Source organism: Streptomyces sp. NBC_00154 (assembly GCF_026342835.1).
In the GTDB taxonomy this organism is placed as follows: Bacteria; Actinomycetota; Actinomycetes; order Streptomycetales; family Streptomycetaceae; genus Streptomyces.
Genome location: NZ_JAPEMI010000001.1, coordinates 1,368,272 through 1,387,209 on the forward strand (window position 1 = coordinate 1,368,272; position 18,938 = coordinate 1,387,209).

General features: G+C 68.9%; 13 protein-coding genes. 1 reads left to right on the plus strand and 12 read right to left on the minus strand.

Annotated features, from left to right (window positions below):
* Nucleotides 1-23: 23 nt before the first annotated feature.
* The 8 genes from OHA03_RS06030 to OHA03_RS06065 all read right to left on the minus strand — a co-directional run bounded on the left by OHA03_RS06030 (nucleotide 24) and on the right by OHA03_RS06065 (nucleotide 11,623).
* On the minus strand, nucleotides 24-3,134 hold the full coding sequence (locus OHA03_RS06030; protein WP_267001486.1) for a glycoside hydrolase family 3 N-terminal domain-containing protein: 3,111 nt from the start codon (nucleotides 3,132-3,134) through the stop codon (nucleotides 24-26).
* 154 nt (nucleotides 3,135-3,288) lie between these two features.
* Nucleotides 3,289-4,707 carry a GH1 family beta-glucosidase gene (locus OHA03_RS06035; RefSeq protein ID WP_267001488.1) on the minus strand — a complete coding sequence of 473 codons (1,419 nt, stop codon included), beginning with the start codon at nucleotides 4,705-4,707 and terminating at the stop codon, nucleotides 3,289-3,291.
* A gap of 28 nt (nucleotides 4,708-4,735) precedes the next feature.
* Complete coding sequence (locus OHA03_RS06040; protein ID WP_267001490.1) at nucleotides 4,736-5,749, minus strand: ABC transporter ATP-binding protein; 1,014 nt, start codon at nucleotides 5,747-5,749, stop codon at nucleotides 4,736-4,738.
* Complete coding sequence (locus OHA03_RS06045; protein WP_267001492.1) at nucleotides 5,746-6,744, minus strand: ABC transporter permease; 999 nt, start codon at nucleotides 6,742-6,744, stop codon at nucleotides 5,746-5,748. The genes OHA03_RS06040 and OHA03_RS06045 overlap by 4 nt, the downstream gene beginning before the upstream one ends.
* Before the next feature lie 4 nt (nucleotides 6,745-6,748).
* A complete protein-coding gene (locus tag OHA03_RS06050; protein ID WP_267001494.1) occupies nucleotides 6,749-7,729 on the minus strand; it encodes an ABC transporter permease in 981 nt (326 codons plus the stop codon).
* Complete coding sequence (locus OHA03_RS06055; RefSeq protein WP_267001496.1) at nucleotides 7,726-8,772, minus strand: ABC transporter ATP-binding protein; 1,047 nt, start codon at nucleotides 8,770-8,772, stop codon at nucleotides 7,726-7,728. The genes OHA03_RS06050 and OHA03_RS06055 overlap by 4 nt, the downstream gene beginning before the upstream one ends.
* Before the next feature lie 21 nt (nucleotides 8,773-8,793).
* Nucleotides 8,794-10,470, minus strand: a complete 1,677-nt coding sequence (locus tag OHA03_RS06060) for an ABC transporter substrate-binding protein (protein WP_267001498.1) — start codon at nucleotides 10,468-10,470, stop codon at nucleotides 8,794-8,796.
* A 178-nt stretch (nucleotides 10,471-10,648) separates the two neighbouring features.
* Nucleotides 10,649-11,623 carry a LacI family DNA-binding transcriptional regulator gene (locus OHA03_RS06065; protein WP_267001500.1) on the minus strand — a complete coding sequence of 325 codons (975 nt, stop codon included), beginning with the start codon at nucleotides 11,621-11,623 and terminating at the stop codon, nucleotides 10,649-10,651.
* 280 nt (nucleotides 11,624-11,903) lie between these two features.
* Here OHA03_RS06065 and OHA03_RS06070 point away from each other — a divergent pair, with 280 nt between their 5' ends.
* Complete coding sequence (locus tag OHA03_RS06070) at nucleotides 11,904-13,772, plus strand: lectin (protein WP_267001502.1); 1,869 nt, start codon at nucleotides 11,904-11,906, stop codon at nucleotides 13,770-13,772.
* Nucleotides 13,773-13,846: 74 nt separating this feature from the next.
* Here OHA03_RS06070 and cimA read toward each other — a convergent pair whose 3' ends face one another.
* The 4 genes from cimA to OHA03_RS06090 all read right to left on the minus strand — a co-directional run bounded on the left by cimA (nucleotide 13,847) and on the right by OHA03_RS06090 (nucleotide 18,930).
* On the minus strand, nucleotides 13,847-15,454 hold the full coding sequence (gene cimA, locus OHA03_RS06075; protein ID WP_267001504.1) for a citramalate synthase: 1,608 nt from the start codon (nucleotides 15,452-15,454) through the stop codon (nucleotides 13,847-13,849).
* Between the two features lie 278 nt (nucleotides 15,455-15,732).
* Nucleotides 15,733-17,070 (minus strand): MFS transporter, encoded by a 1,338-nt coding sequence (locus OHA03_RS06080; RefSeq protein WP_267001506.1) that lies wholly within the window; start codon nucleotides 17,068-17,070, stop codon nucleotides 15,733-15,735.
* Between the two features lie 143 nt (nucleotides 17,071-17,213).
* Nucleotides 17,214-17,750 (minus strand): TetR/AcrR family transcriptional regulator, encoded by a 537-nt coding sequence (locus OHA03_RS06085; RefSeq protein WP_267007939.1) that lies wholly within the window; start codon nucleotides 17,748-17,750, stop codon nucleotides 17,214-17,216.
* 160 nt (nucleotides 17,751-17,910) lie between these two features.
* The gene (locus OHA03_RS06090; RefSeq protein WP_267001508.1) at nucleotides 17,911-18,930 is read right to left on the minus strand and encodes an agmatine/peptidylarginine deiminase; all 1,020 of its coding nucleotides are present in this window, start codon (nucleotides 18,928-18,930) and stop codon (nucleotides 17,911-17,913) included.
* Nucleotides 18,931-18,938: the final 8 nt, after the last annotated feature.

Sequence of the window (18,938 nt, forward strand, 5' to 3'; positions counted from 1 at the left end):
CACCTGGGTCGGCCCCGCTTCTGTTACCGCTGTGCGGCCCGGTACGCCGTCCTCAGCTTGGCCACCGCCCCGGTCAGATCACCGGTGAGCAGCAGATGGTCGGCGTCGGCGAACGGCTTGGACACCGCTGCGGTCGGCTTCCCGCCGGCCTTCTGCTGCACCAGCAGGCGGGCCTGGTCGACGATCGCCCTGCCTGCCTCGGACTTCCCCAGTCCGGCCTTCTCCGCGAGCTGCGCGGCGACGGCGAGCGCGCCCAGGGTCAGTTCGCCGCCCGTCGGGGCCTTCTTCAGCGTGGTCAGGCCCCAGCCGTACGGGAACTGCGGGTCGTACGTCGCGTCGCCGACGTTGATCGGCAGCTGCGACTCCGACTTCGGCCAGGTGACCGGCAGCTGTCCGGTGAAGGCACGCTTCCCGTACAGCACGTCGGCCACTCCGTCGCCCTCGGTGCCCGGCAGCCAGGACGCGACGAGTGCGTCGATGTCACCGAGCCTGTCGCCGATGAGCTGCGGGCGGCCGGAGACCACCAGGACCGCGCACTTCATCGCGGCGCAGACCTTGTCGATCGCGGCCTTGTCGGCAGCGGTCAGCTCCAGGTCGTTGCCGTTGCCCACGTCACCGATGCCTTCGGCGTACGGGGTCTCGCCGACCACGACCACACCCACGTCGTAGCCGTCCGTGGATGCCGAAGCGTCCTTGGAGTAGGTGACCGAGGCCGCGTCCGTGGCGTCCTTCTTCATGGCCTCCAGGATCGTCGTACCCGTGGTGATCCTGCCCGACGAGCCCTGCCAGCTGACGGTCCAGCCGCCGGCCTGGTTGCCGATGTTGTCGGCGTTGGACCCGGCGACGTACACCTTCTGCGATGCCTTGAGCGGCAGCACTCCGCCGTCGTTCTTCAGCAGGACCTGCGACTTGGCCGCCGCCTCGCGGGCCACCGCACGGTGTCCGGCCGAGCCGACCTGGTCGATGTCGGTCGTGTCGGCGTACGGCTTCTCGAAGAGGCCGAGCCGGAATTTCTGGGTCAGGATCCGGGTGACCGCGTCGTCGATCCGGGCCTGGCTGATCCGGCCCGCGGTGACCTCGTCCTGGAGCGTCTTCGTGAAGTCCTGGTAGGCCGTCGGGACCATGATCATGTCGAGTCCGGCGTTGATGGACGTACGGACGTCGCTGGCGTAGTCGCCGGGGATCTGGTCGATGGCCTGCCAGTCACTGATGACGAAGCCGTCGAAGCCCATCCGGTCCTTGAGCACGCCGTTGATCATCTCGGCGTCGGCGTGCATCTTCACCGGGCCCTGGTCGTCGCCGAGGATGTCGAGCGAGGAGTACGACGGCATGACCGTGCCGACACCGCGCTTGACGGCCTCCTCGAACGGGGCGAGGTGCACGGCTTCGAGCTCCTGCCGGGTGACCTTCGTGACGCCCTGGTCGATGGTGTACGAACCGGTGGTGGACGAGCCGAACTCCGTACCGCCGTCGCCGACGTAGTGCTTGGCGGTGGCCAGGACCTTGTCGTTGCGGTGCAGGTCCTTGCCGGACGCGCTGCCCTGCATGCCCTGGATGACCGTCTCCATGGACTCGACGAGTGCCGGGTCCTCACCGTACGACTCGTAGGAGCGGCCCCAGCGCTCGTCGCGGGTGACGCAGAGGCAGGGTGCGAAGTCCCACGGAATGCCCGTCGCGCGGACCTCGTCGGCGGTGACCGCGCCGGTCCGCTCGGCGAGCTTCGGGTCGCGGCCTGCACCGATGCCGATGTTGTGCGGCATGATCGTCGAGCCGATGACGTTGTTGTGCCCGTGCACCGCGTCCACGCCGTAGATCAGCGGGATCTGGAAGCGGGTCGCCTGCGCCCGGAGTTGGTAGGCGTCGACCATCTTCGCCCACGCCTCGGGTGTGTTCGGCGTCGGGACGGAGCCGCCGCCGGAGAGCAGCGAGCCGAGGTCGTACGTGGCGATGTCACCCTGCGACTTCAGTGCATTGCGCTCGGCCTGCGTCATCTGGCCGGCCTTCTCGGCCGGCGACATCCGGGAGAGGAGGTCGGCGACGCGCTTCTTCACCGGGAGCTTCGGGTCGAGGTACGGCAGCCCATGGGCGTCGATGACGACCTGCGGGTTCTCCTTGGGCGGCTTGGCGCCGGTGACGGTGAGTTCGAGCGGGATCGTCTCGGCGGACTCCGCTGCCCCGTCCTTCCTGGTGGCCACCGAGATCCGGTGCGAAGTCCCGGACGCGGTGCCTGCCGGGAAGGTGTACGTGCCGGTGACCGGCGTGTAGTCCTTGCCGGGCTCGGCGCTGCCGCCCTTGGTCGCGTACGCGACGGTGACGGGTTCCTCGATCGGTACGGAGCCGGTGGTGGCGACGGAGACATCGATGTCCGCCGTGCCGCCCTCCTTCACCGTATGGACCGCCGCGTCCGTGACGACGCTCGCCTTCAGGGCCGCGTCGGCCTTCCCGTACAGCTCCACACCGTCCATGGCGAACGAGCCGGGGGCCCCGGTCGGCAGCGTGACGGCGTAGCCCCACATCTCGTCGAGGCCGAGGACCTGGTCGATGCCGCCGACGGGCTGGTAGTCGGTGCGGTACGTGAAGTCGGCGAACGGTATCTCGACCTGGTGCCAGCCCTCCCAGTCGTCGGTGAACGACGTGGTCCACAGCTCGGACGCCTCGCCGTTGGCGCCGCCGTCCTTGATCTCGAAGTTGATCCTCTTGCCCGAACCGGGCGGCAGCGGCGCGGTGTTCTGGCCGTACCACCAGAACCGGATGCCCTTGTGGGCCGACCAGTCGTGGGCGGGCTGGTCGGCGGCGAAGTCGTGGCTGAGGCCGCCGTAACCGCTGATGTTGTACGTGCCTTCGAGGACCTTGGCGCCCTCGGGGGCGTCGGCGCGGTCCTTCACGGCCAGAGTCGGCGGGTCGTCGGAGTCGCCGCCCCAGGTGAAGATGCCGTCGGCGGGCTGGTTGGCGAACGGGACCTCGCCCTCGAAGCGGTCGACGAGGACGGGCGCCGGGTCGTCCGCCGCCGCTGCGGTGGCGGCGCTGGCGCTCGGGACGGCCCCGGCGAGCAGACCGGCGAGGACGGTGACGGCAGCCAGTGCGGCCGTCGCCGGTCTGGCCCGGCGGCGGGCGAGGCGGGTGCGTGGTGGCATTGCGGCTCCTTCGGACACTGAAAAGTGCTTCTGCTGGTTCTTCTGCTCGACCCGCCCCCAGTCGGTCTCCGCCTTCACGCCGCCCTGCGCGATGCGGTCGACGCTGGACTGCGGGAGACCCCAGTAGGGCTGGGAGACCTGGTTGTTGCCGCAGTCACGCGCCGCGGGTGAGGCGGATCGTGTCGCGGTACCACTTGGCGCTGTCCTTGAGCGTCCGCTCCTGGGTGTCGTAGTCGACGCGGACGATGCCGAACCGCTTGTCGTAGCCGTAGGACCACTCGAAGTTGTCCATCAGCGACCAGGCGAAGTAGCCCCGGACATCGGCGCCTTCGGCGCGGGCCGCAGCGACGGCGGCGATGTGGTCGGCGAGGTAGGTGGTGCGGTCGGCGTCGTGGATCTCGCCGTCCGCGGAGACGGCGTCGTCGAACGCGGCGCCGTTCTCGGTGATGACGGTCGGGATGCCGTAGTCCTCCTGCAGCCGCACCAGCAGGTCGGTGAGGGCGGTGGGGGTGATCTCCCAGTCCATGGCGGTACGCGGCAGGTCGCGCTCGACGCCGCGGGTGACCGGCAGCCCGTCGGCGTCCACCGGAGACCCCTCCTCCGTGACGCCGGAGAAGAGCGTGCCGCGGTAGAAGTTGACGCCGAGGACGTCGAGCGGGGTGGAGATGATCTCCAGGTCGCCGTCCTGGACCGGGAGTTCGACGTTCTGCAGGGCGAGGTCGGCGATGACGTCCTCGGGGTAGGCGCCCTTGACCACCGGGTCCAGATAGAGGCGGCGGCCGAGCCCGTCGGCGCGCCGGCAGGCCTCGGCGTCCTCGTGACTGTCGGTCTCGGGGGTGGCGGTGCCGAGGTTGAGCGTGATGCCCAGTTCCAGGTCGTTGCCGCGGGCGGCGGCGGTCTCGCGGATGTACCGGGAGGCGAGCCCGTGGCCGAGCAGCAGATGGTGGACCGCGTGGATCGCCTCGCCGAAGTTCGTACGGCCGGGGGCCTGGCTGCCGTACGCGTACCCGAGCATGGCCGAGCACCAGGGCTCGTTGAGCGTGGTCCAGTGCTTGACCCGGTCACCGAGCGCGTCGTAGGCGAGGGCGGCGTACTCGGCGAAGCGGTAGGCGGTGTCACGGGCCGGCCAGCCGCCCGCGTCCTCCAGCTCCTGCGGCAGGTCCCAGTGGTAAAGGGTGATCCAGGGGGTGATGCCCTTGGACTCGAGCTCGTCGATCAGCCGCTTGTAGAAGTCGAGGCCCTTGGCGTTGGCCGGGCCGCGGCCACCGGGCTGGATGCGCGGCCAGGCGAGCGAGAAGCGGTACGTGTCGACGCCCAGGTCCGCGATCAGCTGCACGTCCTCGGGCATCCGGTGGTAGTGGTCACAGGCCACATCGCCGTTCTCGCCGCGGACGACCATGCCCGGCACCCTGCAGTACGTGTCCCAGATGGACGGGGTTCTGCCGTCCTCGGCGGCCGCTCCCTCGATCTGGTAGGCGGCGGTGGCGACGCCCCAGCGGAAGTCGGCGGGCAGACCGGTGACGGGCTCGGCGGCGATCTCGCGAGCGTATCCCTGGGGGATGACGAGGTTCATGGTTCTCCTGTGGTGTGCTGTGGGGTCGCTACGAGCGGGGGGCGGCGGTCGCCGGGGCCGGCTGATGCAGCCAGCAGGCCACCGTGCGGGAGCCGTCCCCTTCCGGCCGGTCGAGCACCGGCACCTGGGTGGCGCACGGTTCGAGTGCCTTGCCGCAGCGGGGGTGGAAGGCGCAGCCGGCCGGCATCGCGGACAGATGCGGAGGCGAGCCGGGAATGCCGGTGAGTTCGCGGCGGGGACCGTGCAGAGCCGGGAAGGAGTGCAGCAGGCCGTCGCTGTAGGGGTGGCGGGGGTCCTGGTAGATGTCGGAGGCACCGGCCTCCTCGACGATCCGGCCGCCGTACATGATCGCGATCCGGTCCGAGAACTCGATCAGCAGCGAGATGTCGTGCGTGATGAAGACGACCGAGAAGCCGAGCTCCTCGCGGAGCCTGACCAGCTGGCGCAGGATCTGGCGCTGCATGACGACGTCCAGGGCCGTCGTGGGCTCGTCCATGATGACGATCTCGGGCTCCAGCGCAAGTGCCATCGCGATCATCACGCGCTGGCGCATGCCGCCGGAGAGCTGGTGCGGGTAGGCGGAGAGCCGGTCCGCGGAGATGCCGACCAGCGACAGCAGCTCCTTCGCGCGTGCGGTGCGCTCGGCCCGGTTCATCTCGGGGCGGTGCGCCTTGAGCACGTCGGTGAGCTGGCTGTGGACCGTGTGCACCGGGTTGAGCGAGTTCATCGCTCCCTGGAAGACGATCGACAACTCCTGCCAGCGGAAGGCGCGGAGCTCGGGGGCGGTCAGCGTCAGCAGGTCGAGCCTTTCCCCGTCGCGCTGGTGGTAGTGGACCTCGCCGCCGGTGATCACTCCGGGCGGGGAGAGGAGGCGGGTGACGGCGTACGCCAGGGTGGACTTGCCGGAGCCCGACTCGCCTGCCAGGCCGAGGACTTCGCCTCGGTGCAGGGTGAGGTCGATGTCGCGCAGCGCGTGCACGGCGGCGTCCCCGGTTCCGTAGTCCACGTTCAGGCCACTGATGGTGAGGACGGGCTCGCTCATGAGCGGGTCTCCTTGTCGTGCGTGCCGTGCGCCGCGGCATCGTGCGTACCGCGCGCCACGGGGGTGAAGCCGACCCGCATCCGGACCTTCCGGGACGCGCCCGTCTCCGTACGCAGCCGCGGGTTGACGAACTCGTCGATGCCGAAGTTGATCAGGGCGAGCGACATGCCGAGCAGGGCGATGCAGAGTCCGGCCGGGACGAACCACCACCACGCGCCCTGGGCCAGTGCCTGGTTTGACTGCGCCCAGAACAGGACGGTCCCCCAGTTCCAGTTGGAGATGTCGGCGACACCGATGAAGGCGAGGGTGATCTCGGACAGGATCGCGAAGATCACCGTGCCGACGAAGCCGGACGCGATGACGGCCGTCAGGTTCGGCAGGACCTCGAAGAGGATGATCCGCCAGGTGGACTCACCGGTGGCGCGGGCCGCTTCGACGTAATCCCTGCGGCGCAGCGACAGCGTCTGGGCGCGCAGGACGCGTGCGCCCCAGGCCCAGGAGGTGAAGGCGATCACGGTGGCGATCAGCAGGTCACCGGCGTCCGAGACGAAGCTCGCGATGATGATGATCAGTGGCAGTCCCGGGATGACCAGGAAGACGTTGGAGAGCACCGAGAGCAGTTCGTCGGCGGTGCCGCCGAGGAACCCGGCGCTGACCCCGATCAGTACGGACAGGATCGTCGCGAAGATCCCGGCGACGAAGCCGACGACCAGGACCCCGCGGGTGCCGACGAGGATCTGCGAGAGCACGTCCTGACCGGTCTGCGTGGTGCCGAACCAGTGTGCTCCGGAGGGCGGTTGGAGCAGCTCGTTGCTCATGGTGTCCGGGTCGTACGGAGCGATCCACGGCCCGATGACGGCGATCACGACGAAGAAGAGCAAGATCCCGAGCCCGACGACGGTCTTGCGGCCGCGCAGGAAGCGGAACCTGCGCTTACTGGGCGCCGGGGTCTCGGTCGCGTCGAGTACGGCGACCTCTGCAGCAGTGACGGCCATGTTCCTAGGCCTCCCTTCGGGTACGGGGGTCGAGGACCATGTAGATGACGTCGGCGAGGAGGTTCGCCGCGAGGACCGAGAGCGTGATGATGAGGAAGACGCCCTGCATCAGGGGGTAGTCCTTGGCACCCACACCCTGGAAGAGCTGGTAGCCGATGCCCGGGTAGGAGAAGACCATCTCCACCAGAAGCGTGCCGCCGACGATGAAGCCCAGGGAGAGGGCGAAGCCGGAGATGTTGGGCAGGATCGCGTTGCGTGCCGCGTATCCGAACATCACCCGCCGCTCGGAGAGCCCCTTGGCCTGGGCGACCATGACGTAGTCCTCGCTGGACACCGTCACCATCATGTTCCGCATGCCGAGGATCCAGCCGGCCACGGCGCTGAGCACGATCGTGAGGCCCGGCAGGGCGGCGTGATAGAGCGCGCTGGAGATGAACGGCCAGTCGAACGCCGGCACCAGTGCACTGTCGTAACCGCCCGCGGCCGGGAAGAGCGGCCACTTCACGGCGAACAGCGCGATGGCGATCAGCCCCAGCCAGAAGTACGGGATGGCGGAGATGAACGTGGTGACGGGCAGCAGGCTGTCCATCCAGGAGCCGCGCCGCCAGCCGGTGAAGACACCGATGCCGGTGCCGAGCACGAAGCTGATCAGGGTGGTGACGCCGACGAGCGCGAGCGTCCACGGCAACGACTGGCTGATCACCTCGCTGACCGGCGTCGGGAAGAAGGTGAAGGAGAGCCCGAGGTCTCCGTCGAGCAGATGCGACCAGTAGTCGGTGTACTGCTCCCAGAGCGACTGGTGCTTGTCGAGGCCGAAGAGCGCCTTCAGTGAGGCGATGGCGCTGGTGTCGAGCTGGCCCTGGAAGCGGGCGATGAGGGACTGGACGGGGTCGCCCGGCATCAGGCGCGGGATCAGGAAGTTGATGGTGATCGCGGCCCACGCGGTGACCAGGTAGAAGGCGAGCCGTTGCAGCAGATACTTCACTTCGCAGCCTCCTTCTCGTGGTCATCGGCGGCTTCCGCGGCGTCGGCGTACAGCCAGCAGGCCGCCCACTGGCCGTCCGCCAGATCGAAGCGCGGCGGCAGTTCGGTGCGGCAGCGCTCGAGCGCCTTCGGGCAGCGCGGATGGAAGCGGCAGCCGGCCGGCGGGGCGATCAGCGAGGGCGGTTCGCCACTGCCGGTCTCCTCCTGTTCCGCCTCGGCGACCACCCGGTCCGGGTCGGGCGCGGAGGCGATCAGCAGCTGGGTGTACGGGTGCGCGGGGTGCTGGGTGACGGTCTCGCTGTCACCGCCCTCGACGATCCGGCCCGCGTACATCACGAGCGTGGTGTCCGCGAAGTAGCGGGCGGAGGCGATGTCGTGAGTGATGTAGAGGATCGCCAGGTGGAGGCGTTCCTTGAGGTCCCGCAGCAGGTTGAGGACGCCGAGCCGGATGGAGACGTCGAGCATCGAGACGGGCTCGTCGGCGAGGAGGACCTTCGGGTCGGCGCCGAGCGCACGGGCGATGGCGACGCGCTGGCGCTGGCCGCCGGAGAGCTCGTGCGGGAACTTGTCGAGGTACTGCGCGGCAGGGGTGAGCTGCACCCGCTCCAGCAGTGCGGCGAGCTCGGTCTCGGTCGCCTCCCGGCCGTGGATCTTCAGCGACCGGGTCAGGTGGTAGCGCACGGTGTGCACCGGGTTGAGCGAGGCGAACGGGTCCTGGAAGATCAGCTGGACCTGTCGTACGTATGAGCGGAAGGACCGGCCACGGCCCGCCTTCACCGCCTTCCCCGCCAGCTGGATCTCACCCTCGGTGAGCGGATACAGCTGGGCGAGCAGCCGGGCGACGGTGGATTTGCCGGAGCCCGACTCCCCCACCAGGGCCGTGACAGTGCCCCGCCGGAGCTTCAGCGAGACGTCGTCGACGGCGTGGACGGTGCGGCGCCGGCGCGAGACGAGATCACGGCCGGTGCGGCGGACGGGGAAGTGTTTGGTGACTCCGCGTGCTTCGAGCACGACGTCGTCGGTCCGATCGGTGGTGGTGGTCATGGCCGGTCCGTTTCCCCGTACTTACTTGGAGGGCTTCAGGTTCAGCACGATCTCCAGCGCGGTGGGCTGGGTGTGCTGCGGCGGGGCGTACGGGTCGGCCTCGGTGGGCCAGCCCACCCAGTTCTTCGTGGAGTACTCGGCCCCGATGGGGGCGGCAGCCGTCGGGATCACCGGCGCCTGCTCGACCATGATCTTCTGGAGCTTGTTCATGGCCGTGGTGCGGGTGGCTTCCTCGGTGGCGTTGGCGTAGTCCTTCAGCGCCTGGGTCGCCTCGGGGCTCTTGAAGCGGCCGAAGTTGCCGAGCTGGGAGCTCTTGCCGATGGGCTGGAGCAGCGCGCCGTCCATGATGTTCTGGTACATGTCGTACGGGGTCGCACCACTGTTGGTCCAGTGCAGGGTGGCGTCGAAGTTGCCGTTGGCGACATCCGCGCCCCAGGCCTCGGCGGTCTGCGTCTTGACCTTCGCCTCGATGCCGAGCTGCTTGATGTTGTCCTTGATGATGGAGAGCCCGGTGATGTAGTCGTTCCAGCCGGCCGGGTCGGTCAGCGTCAGCTTCACCGGCTTTCCGCTCGGGTCCTTCAGCACACCGCCGGAGAGCTTGAACCCGGCGTCGTCGAGGACCTTCTTGGCGCCGGCCACATCGGGCGCGGTCGTCGCGCTCTTGTACTCGGGCGCCAGGAACGAGTCACCGGCGGGCAGCGGGATGCCGGTGGGGTTGGTGATCTCCGGGTAGAGGGTCGCCTCGGCCTGGGTGTAGATCGCCTTGCGGTCGACGACCATCGCCATGGCCTTGCGCAGCGCCGGGCTGTCGAACGGCTTGCGGGCGGTGTTGAACCACAGTCCGTGGATGCCTAGCCCGGACGGGAACCACAGCTTGTGGTTCTTCGGGTCCTTGGCGACGAACAGCTGCTTGTAGTTCGGCATGAAGACGAACGACCACTCGACCTTGCCGCTCGCGAGCGCCGTGGTCGCCGCGCTGTTGTCGTTGTACGCGGTGTACCGCAGCTCCTTGACCTTGGTCTTGCCCTTCCAGTAGGCGGGCGTGGCCGTCAGCGTGGTGGTCTGCGGGGTGAACGTCTTCAGCTTGTACGGGCCGGAGCCGACCGGGGTGCGGTTGGGCCAGGTCTCCGGGTTCTTGACACCTTCCCAGATGTGCTTGGGCACGATGAACTGCTGGGTGATCTTGTTCTGGTTGACGAACTGGGAGTCTTTGAAGGTCAGAACGACCTTCTTGCCCTCGATCGAGACCCCGTCGAACGGAATGCCGTTGCCGTTCAGCGCCGGATGCTTCTTGAGCAGTTCGAAGGTGTACGCGACGTCGTCGGCGGTCAGGGGCTTGCCGTCGGCCCACTTGGCCTTGGGGTCGAGGCTGAAAGTGACCTTGGTGAAGTTGGACTCCCACGTCCAGTCGGTCGCCAGCCACGGCTTGGCCTTGTCCGCGGGCTTGATCTGGTTCGTCATCGCCAGCGGCTCGTAGATCATGAAGCGGTAGCCGAGCGTGGCCCCGGCCGAGGTGCTGAGGAACGGGTTGCTGTTGTTGGTCTGCGGTCCGTCCGGCTTGCCCAGGGTCAGCACGCCGGAGGCGCCGCCACCCCCTTTGTTGGCACCCGAGTTGGCGGACGAGCAACCGGTGGCGAGAGCGACCACGACGGTGGCTATTGAGAGCGCTCTCAGTGCGGGGCGGCGGCGTGCGGACATGGCGACTCCAGGAAGGACTGCGGGTCCGGAGGATCCGGGACGGAGGGTGGTCGGCGCTCGGCGCGCCGGGTACGGGTAGTGCTAGTGGTGCGGGTGGTGCCGAGGGTGCCGAGGGTGCGCGGGGAGGCGCGTAGGCGACAAGGGGTGCGGGCGGCCGGGAGGGATCCCGGCCGGACCGCTACGGCGCCGAGAGGCGCACGACCAGTTCGGTGGGCAGTACGACCGGTCCGTCGGGGGTGGCCGTGCCGCCGAGATGGGAGAGCAGCAGCCGCGCCGCCGTCTCACCCATCTGCCGGGTGGGCTGGCGCACGGTGGTCAGCGGCGGTTCGGTGTGCTCGGACATCGGGATGTCGTCGAAGCCGACCACGGCGATGTCGTCGGGCACCGACCGGCCGGCCGCGCGCAACGCCCGCAGCACGCCCGCCGCGCTGATGTCGTTGTGCGCGAAGACCGAGTCGAACTGCACGCCCTCGGCGAGGAGTTGTTCCACCGCCTGTCGGCCGCACCGTTCGGTGAAGTCCCCGTGGACGACGAGATCGGTCGGCAGGACCGTACGGAATCCGTCCAGCCGGTCGCGTACACAGCCGAAGTGCTGGGGGCCCGTGAGGACCAGGGGCCTGGTGCGTCCGGCGGCCAGCAGATGGCGGGCGGCGGACGCGCCTCCTTCGTGGTTGGTGGTCACGACGGAGGGGAATTCGGGGTGGTGGCCGCGGTCGTCGATGAGCACGATCGGCAGGCCACCGCGGTGCAGTGCGGTGAGGTGGTCGAGAGTGTTCTCGGGTTCGACGACGACGAGCCCGTCGAAGGCACGCGCCGACACCTGGCTGGTGAAGCGCTCCACGGACTCGGCGCCCCGGTTGCAGGTGAAGAGCAGCAGCCCGTAGTCGGCGGCCTCGACGGTGTCGACGACACCCTGGAGCACTTCGCCCATCCACGGCCAGGTGAGCGAGGGCACCAGCATGCCGACCGTACGGCTGCTGCCGCGGGCCAGTCCGACGGCGCCCGAGCTGGGTACGTAACCGAGTTGTGCGATCACTTCGCGAACACGGGCTGCCGTTGAACCGTCCACCTCGCCCTTGGTGTTGATGACCCGGGACACGGTCGTCTTGCTGACGCCGGCCTCGCGGGCGACATCGGCGATGGTGACACGCATCGGGGGGCCTCCGGGACAAGGCGGAACAGGGAGCGGAACCGGTACCGCAACCGGTTCCGGAACCGGTACCGGCGTTGCGGCGTGAGTTAACCCCGCTGGAACAGTGCCGTCAATACTTCACGTCGACATTGGTCCGTACCCATCTCCCCAGCAGGCAGGACGTGTTGTGCGTTCAAGTTGTGAACGTACGCCCCCTTGACGCGAGTCCATAACAGCAGTTCACTCACGCCTCGATCGACGGCAACTCCCCCACAGTCCCTGCCGAGAAAGGCAGCAGCCCATGATCAGATCAAGCAGAGCGGCTCGGGCGCTGGTCGCCGCAGTGCTCGCGACCGCGGGTCTCAGCGGGCTCTCGTCCGGTACGGCGCAGGCCGCCGGTGAGACCGTGAACATCGCGCTGACCACGACGGACGACGCCGGTGGCCGGCATGTCACCCGCGGACTGGAGGCACAGACCCCGGTCGCCTTCGGCTCCGGTAACGGTGGCAGCGGTACGAACATCACGGTCGACGAGAACACCCGCTACCAGACGTTCACGGGCGGCGGCGCCTCGTTCACCGACACGGCCGCGTACTTGATGAAGAGCAGTGGGGCGCTCAGCCAGGCGACCCGCGACGCGACGATGAGGAAGCTCTTCTCCCCCACCGAGGGCATCGGGCTCTCGTTCGTACGCAATCCGATGGGCGGATCGGACCTCGCCAGGACCGGCTACACGTACGACGACGTACCGTCCGGCCAGACCGACCCCTCGCTGGTGAAATTCTCGATCGCACACGATCTGGAGGATGTGCTCCCGCTGACCAAGCAGGCCAAGCAGCTCAACCCGGCGCTGACGACGGTCGCGTCGCCGTGGACCGCGCCGGCCTGGATGAAGGACAGCGGCCAGCTGAACGGCGGCTGGCTGAAGGCGGAGAACTACGGCGCCTACGCCAACTACTTCGTGAAGTATCTCCAGGCGTACAGGGACCAGGGCATTCCGGTCGACTACGTCACCGCGCAGAACGAACCGACCTGTTGTTCCGGCTATCCGTCGATGAGCTGGAACGGCTCGGGGCTCGCCTACTTCACCAAGAGCGAGCTGCTGCCCAAACTCCAGTCCGCGGGGCTCGCCACCAAGGTCCTCGCCCACGACTGGAACTGGGACACCTACGACGCCTACGCGGCGGCCACGGTGGACGACCCGGCGGTGCGCAACCACCCGAACTTCGGCGGGGTCGCCTGGCACGGCTACGGCGGTGACGTCACCAAGCAGACCACCGTGCACAACCAGTACCCGACGATGGACGCCTTCCAGACCGAGCACTCGGGCGGCACCTGGATCGCCGACCAGCAGCGCGAGGACATGCTCAACATCGTCGACTACACCCGCAACTGGGCGAAGTCGGTGACCAAGTGGTCCCTGGCCGTGGACCAGAACCGCGGCCCGCACAACGGCGGCTGCGGCACCTGCGACGGGCTGGTCACCGTGCACAACGGGGACAGCAGGAGCGGGCAGGTCGACTACAACATCGAGTACTACACGATGGGTCATCTGACGAAGTTCGTCCGGCCCGGCGCCCAGCGGATCGCTTCGACGGCGAGCGCCACCGTGCCCAATGTGGCCTGGCGCAACCCGGACGGTTCGAAGGCGCTGATCGCGTACAACGGTGGTACGTCGGCGCAGCAGGTCACCGTCAACTGGGGCGGCCAGAAGTTCACCTACTCGCTGCCGGGCCGCACCTCGGCGACCTTCACCTGGTCCGGCAGTCCGTCCGGCTCCACCGGCACCTCGGGCGTCTTCTCGGGCCCTGCGGGCAAGTGCCTGGACGTCGCGGGCGGCAGCAGTGCCGACGGGACGGCCGTCCAGCTCTATGACTGCAACGGCTCGGCGGCGCAGCGCTGGACGGTCGCAGCGGACGGTTCCATCCAGGCGTTGGGTTCCTGCCTGGATGTGACGTCCGCGTCGACGGCCAATGGCGCAAAGGTGCAGCTGTACACCTGCAACGGTTCGTCGGCGCAGCGCTGGACGTACAACTCCTCGACGGGTGACGTCGTCAACACGGCCGCGGACAAGTGTCTGGACATCACCGACCAGTCGACGGCGAACGGGGCCCGTGCCCAGATCTGGACCTGCACCGGAGCCGCCAACCAGAAGTGGCATCTCCAGTAACGGGGCCGATCTGTCCGGGGGGGAGGGGCGGGCCCGTGGAGACTGCTCCGTGGGTCCGCCCCTGGCCGGGCCGGCTACTCCGTGGGCTCGACCCCGGCCCGCAGCAGGCCGTAGGTGTACGCGTCCTCCAGCGCCTGCCAGGAGGCCGCGATGACGTTCTCCGCGACGCCCACGGTCGCCCAGTCGCCGGTGCCGTCGCCCGTGGTGATGAGCACCCGGGTGGTGGACTCGGTGCCGGTGCGGCCCTCCAGGATGCGGACCTTGTAGTCGACCAGCTCCAACTTGGCGAGCTGCGGGTAGATCCGCTCCAGGGCGACGCGCAGCGCCCGGTCGAGCGCGTTGACCGGGCCGTTGCCCTCGGCCGTGGCGACGAGACGCTCGCCCTTGGCCCAGAGCTTCACGGTCGCCTCGTTGGCGTGGGTGCCGTCGGGGCGGTCCTCGACGATCGCGCGCCAGGACTCCGTACGGAAGTAGCGGCGTACCCGGCCCTCGACCTCGGCGCGCAGCAGCAGTTCGAAGGAGGCGTCGGCGGCCTCGTACGTGTAGCCCTGGAGCTCACGCTCCTTGACCCGCTCGACGACGCGCCCGACGAGCTCGCGGTCGCCCCCGAGGTCGATGCCGAGCTCCTTGCCCTTGAGCTCGATGGAGGCGCGGCCCGCCATGTCGGAGACGAGCATCCGCATGGTGTTGCCGACCAGCGCCGGGTCGATGTGCTGGTAGAGGTCCGGGTCGACCTTGATGGCGGAGGCGTGCAGCCCGGCCTTGTGGGCGAAGGCGGAGACACCCACATAGGGCTGGTGCGTGGAGGGCGTGAGGTTGACGACCTCGGCGATGGCGTGCGAGATGCGGGTCATGTCGGCGAGTGCGCCGTCGGGGAGGACGGCCTTGCCGTACTTCAGTTCCAGGGCGGCGACGACGGGGAAGAGGTTGGCGTTGCCGACCCGCTCGCCGTAGCCGTTCGCCGTGCACTGGACGTGCGTCGCGCCCGCGTCGACGGCGGCCAGGGTGTTGGCGACCGCGCAGCCGGTGTCGTCCTGGGCGTGGATACCGAGCCGGGCGCCGGTGTCGGCGAGGACGGTGGAGACGACGGCCTGGATCTGGGCGGGGAGCATCCCGCCGTTGGTGTCGCAGAGGATGACGACATCGGCGCCGGCTTCGGAGGCGGCCCGGACGACATCCTTGGCGTACTCGGGATTGGCGCGGTAGCCGTCGAAGAAGTGCTCGCAGTCGACGAAGACCCGGCGGCCCTGCTCGCGCAGGTAGGAGACGGTGTCGCGGACCATCTCCAGGTTCTCGTCGAGTGTGGTGCGCAGGGCGAGTTCCACATGCCGGTCGTGCGACTTGGCGACCAGCGTGATCACCGGGGCGCCCGACTCCAGCAACGCCTTGACCTGCGGGTCCTCGGAGGCCTTGCCGCCCGCCCTGCGGGTCGCGCCGAAGGCGACCAGCTCGGCGTTCTTGAACTCGATCTCCTGCTGGGCGCGGGCGAAGAACTCCGTGTCGCGGGGGTTGGCTCCGGGCCAGCCGCCCTCGATGAAGCCCACGCCGAAGTTGTCCAGGTGCCGGGCAATGGTCAGCTTGTCCGCGACCGTCAGGTTGATGCCTTCACGCTGTGCACCGTCGCGCAGTGTGGTGTCGAAGACATGGAAGCTGTCATCGGTGGCCTTGGCCTTGGTGGTCATGCTGATCTGACTCCTGTCGGATGAGTGGATCCGGACGATCGGGCTCCACTTGCCCCCATCATCGCGCGCGCATCGGCCCGGCCGAGGTGAGGGCCGGAAAACGAAAAAACCCCTCGCGGGTGCGAGAGGTCTGCGCGCGGGTCTGGGGCACGGTGGCCGCTCCGCATCTGGTGGTACGGGACGGTCACTGCGGACCGGCGCGCCTGTTGCCAATAATCATGACGAACAAGGACACGGAGGCAGTCTCGCACAGCACTGCCTCCGTGCCGTCGCCCGTCTCAGGATGCGGGCGTGACGCTCGCCGCCTCGGACGGCTCCGCAGCCTGCCCGGTCTTCCCGTCGGTCGCGCCGACCCTGCCCAGGTCGATGTCGCGGGTCTCGCGCATCGTCAGATAGACGACGAGGGAGACCGCGGCGCAGCCCGCCACGTACCAGTAGAAGCCCGACTCGATGCCCGCGTCCTTGAACCAGAGCGCCACATATTCGGCGGTGCCGCCGAAGAGGGCGTTGGCAAGGGCGTACGGGAGGGCGACGCCGAGGGCGCGGATGCCGGTCGGGAAGAGCTCGGCCTTCACACAGGCGTTGATCGAGGTGTAGCCGGTGACGATGACCAGAGCGAGGAGCGCCAGGCCGAACGCGGGCCAGAAGGTCCCCGCGTTCTTGAGCATCGTCATGATCGGCACGGTCAGGAAGGTGGAGCCGACGGCGAAGGTGATCAGCAGCGGGCGGCGGCCGACCCGGTCGGAGACCATGCCGGCCAGCGGCTGGATGCACATGAAGACGAACAGGGCGCAGAAGCTGACGAGCGAGGCGGTGGACTTCTCCATGCCGGCGCTCCTGGAGAGGAACTTGGTGAGGTAGGTCGTGTACGTGTAGTACGCAACGGTCCCGCCCATGGTCAGCGCCATCACCAGGAACGCCTCGCGCTTGTGCTTCCACAGCACCTTCAGCGTGCCTCGGTCCTGCTCGGCGGCCGCGCCGGACTCGGCGTACACCTCGGTCTCCAGCATGGAGCGGCGCAGATAGAAGACGATGGCCGCGCCGAGCGCACCGACGACGAACGGGATGCGCCAGCCCCAGCTGTGCAGCGCCGCGTCGGACATGTTGCGCTGCAGGACGATCTGCAGGCCGAGGCCGACGAGCTGCCCTGCGGTCATGGACACGTACTGGAAGCTGGAGGCGAAGCCGCGCCGGTGGGGTGCGGACGCCTCGGTGAGGTACGTGGCGCTGGCCGCGTACTCACCGCCGACCGAGAGGCCCTGGAGGAGCCGGGCCACCAGCAGGACGGCGACGCCGCCGTACCCCGCCACGGCGTAGGTCGGCGCGATGGCGATGAGGATCGCGGAGGCCGACATGAGGGTGACGGTGAGGGTCAGCGCGACCTTGCGCCCCTTACGGTCACCGATCCGGCCGAGCAGCCAGCCGCCGACCGGCCGCATGAAGAAGCCGACGGCGAAGATGCCCATGGTGTTCATGAGATTCGCGGTCTCATTGCCCTCGGGGAAGAACGAATCCGCGAAGTAGACCGCGAAGGTCGCGTACACGAACCAGTCGAACCACTCGACCATGTTGCCGGCCGAGCCGACCCAGATTTTCTTCCACTGCTCTCGTCCCATGGTCTGTCACCGTGCCCCAACGGCCAGGAACGTAACAAGAGTGCATAGGGCAACGATCATGCGTACTTACGTGCGTTGCGTTCACGGCCGAGCGAACAGCCGCGGGCGCAAGCCGGCTTGCGCAGCGCTGACGGGTGGCGGCGTCAGGCGAGCGACTCGTCCAGGAACTCCCGCACATGGGCGAGGATTCCGCCCCGGTCGGTTCCCGGCAGGCCGATCGCCACATGGATGCTGAACCCGTCGAGCAGGGCGCGCAGCCGGGTCGCATACCGTTCGGCGTCGACGGCCCGGAACTCGCCGCGCGAGGCGCCCTCCGCCAGCAGCGCCACCAGGTCCCGGTGCCAGGCCCGCTCGATGGCGGCCTGCCGGGCACGCGCGTCGGCGTCGGCGTTCTGCGAGCGGTTCCAGACCTCCAGCCAGAGCGTCCAGTGCGGATCGCGGTGGCCGTCCGGGATGTACAGATCGACGTACGCGTCGAGCCGCTCGCGGACCGGGGTCTGCCGGGCCAGCAGTTCGCTCCGCTGTGCGCCGAGCCTGCCCTCGCTCCACTCCAGGGCCTGCAGCAGCAGCTCGTCCTTGGTGCGGAAGTAGTAGAGGAGATGCCCGCTGCTCATGGAGACCTCACGGCCGAGACCGGCCATCGTTAGGCCGTCCAGACCGCGTTCGGCGATGGTCGCCATGGCGGCGGCCAGCACCTCCTCCCGGGGCGGGGCGGTGTTGCGGCGGCGCGGGCCGGGGGTCACGGGCGGGCTCCCGCGGTCCCGTCGTCCGGCGCCGGACGGGTGCGCCGGAGCGCGTGACCCTGTACGGCGTGCCGGACGTCGCTCTCCATCGAATCCATCAGACCCTCGGCTGCTGCTGCGTGATGCAGTGGATACCTCCACCACCGGCGAAGATCGTACGTGCGTCGACCAGGGTCACGGTCCGCTCGGGGTAGAGGCGGCGGAAGATACCCGCGGCGATCTCGTCGCGGGGGTCGTCGAAGCCGCACAGCACCACGCCGCCGTTGCAGACGTAGTGGTTGATGTACGAGTAGTCGACCCAGTGACCGTCCTCGTCCTGCACCACGGTCGGGGCAGGGACCTCGACGACCTCCAGGGGACGGCCCCGGGCGTCGGTCCGGGACCTGAGCATCTCCACGTTCTCCTTGCAGAGCTCGTGGTCGGGGTGGGACGGGTCCGGCTGGGTGTGGACGACGACGACTCCGGGGCCGGCGAACGCGGCGACGATGTCGACATGGCCGAGGGTGCCGAAGCCGTGCGGCGGGTAGTCGCCGGTCAGACCGCACTTCAGCCAGATCGCCTTCGTGGTGCCCAGCCTGGCGTGGATCTCGGCCTCGACCATTTCCTTGGTCCAGCCCGGGTTGCGTTCCTTGCCGAGCTGGACGGTCTCGGTGAGCAGGACGGTGCCCTCGCCGTCGACGTGGATGCCGCCGCCCTCGTTGACCAGCGGCGAACTGTGCACGGGGACCCCTGCGAGATCCGCGACATGACGCGCGATCTTCGCATCGTGTTCCCAGGTCGCCCAGTCCTGTGCGCCCCAGCCGTTGAAGACCCAGTCCACGGCGGCCAGTTGGCTGCCGTCAGTGACGAAGGTCGGACCGATGTCACGCATCCAGGCGTCGTCCAGTTCGCGCTCGGCCAGGTCGATGTCCGGTCCGAGTGCGGCGCGGGCGCCCTCCGCCTGGCCGGGACCGACGACCATGGTGACCGGCTCGAAGCGGCGTACGGCGCGGGCCACCGAGGTCCATGCCCTGCGGGACTCGGCGAGGTCGTCACCGGTGAACGTGACGTTGGGTCCCGGCCAGGCCATCCAGGTGCGCTCGTGCGGGGCCCACTCGGGCGGCATACGGAAGGTCATGTCGTCGG

Excerpts from the sequence above, each read along its gene's own strand:
- OHA03_RS06030 (WP_267001486.1), bottom strand. The coding sequence starts at position 3,134 with ATGCCACCACGCACCCGCCTCGCCCGCCGCCGGGCCAGACCGGCGACG.
- OHA03_RS06035 (WP_267001488.1), bottom strand. The coding sequence starts at position 4,707 with ATGAACCTCGTCATCCCCCAGGGATACGCTCGCGAGATCGCCGCCGAG.
- OHA03_RS06040 (WP_267001490.1), bottom strand. The coding sequence starts at position 5,749 with ATGAGCGAGCCCGTCCTCACCATCAGTGGCCTGAACGTGGACTACGGA.
- OHA03_RS06045 (WP_267001492.1), bottom strand. The coding sequence starts at position 6,744 with ATGGCCGTCACTGCTGCAGAGGTCGCCGTACTCGACGCGACCGAGACC.
- OHA03_RS06055 (WP_267001496.1), bottom strand. The coding sequence starts at position 8,772 with ATGACCACCACCACCGATCGGACCGACGACGTCGTGCTCGAAGCACGC.
- OHA03_RS06060 (WP_267001498.1), bottom strand. The coding sequence starts at position 10,470 with ATGTCCGCACGCCGCCGCCCCGCACTGAGAGCGCTCTCAATAGCCACC.
- OHA03_RS06065 (WP_267001500.1), bottom strand. The coding sequence starts at position 11,623 with ATGCGTGTCACCATCGCCGATGTCGCCCGCGAGGCCGGCGTCAGCAAG.
- OHA03_RS06070 (WP_267001502.1), top strand. The coding sequence starts at position 11,904 with ATGATCAGATCAAGCAGAGCGGCTCGGGCGCTGGTCGCCGCAGTGCTC.
- cimA (WP_267001504.1), bottom strand. The coding sequence starts at position 15,454 with ATGACCACCAAGGCCAAGGCCACCGATGACAGCTTCCATGTCTTCGAC.
- OHA03_RS06080 (WP_267001506.1), bottom strand. The coding sequence starts at position 17,070 with ATGGGACGAGAGCAGTGGAAGAAAATCTGGGTCGGCTCGGCCGGCAAC.
- OHA03_RS06085 (WP_267007939.1), bottom strand. The coding sequence starts at position 17,750 with ATGGCGACCATCGCCGAACGCGGTCTGGACGGCCTAACGATGGCCGGT.
- OHA03_RS06090 (WP_267001508.1), bottom strand. The coding sequence starts at position 18,930 with ATGACCTTCCGTATGCCGCCCGAGTGGGCCCCGCACGAGCGCACCTGG.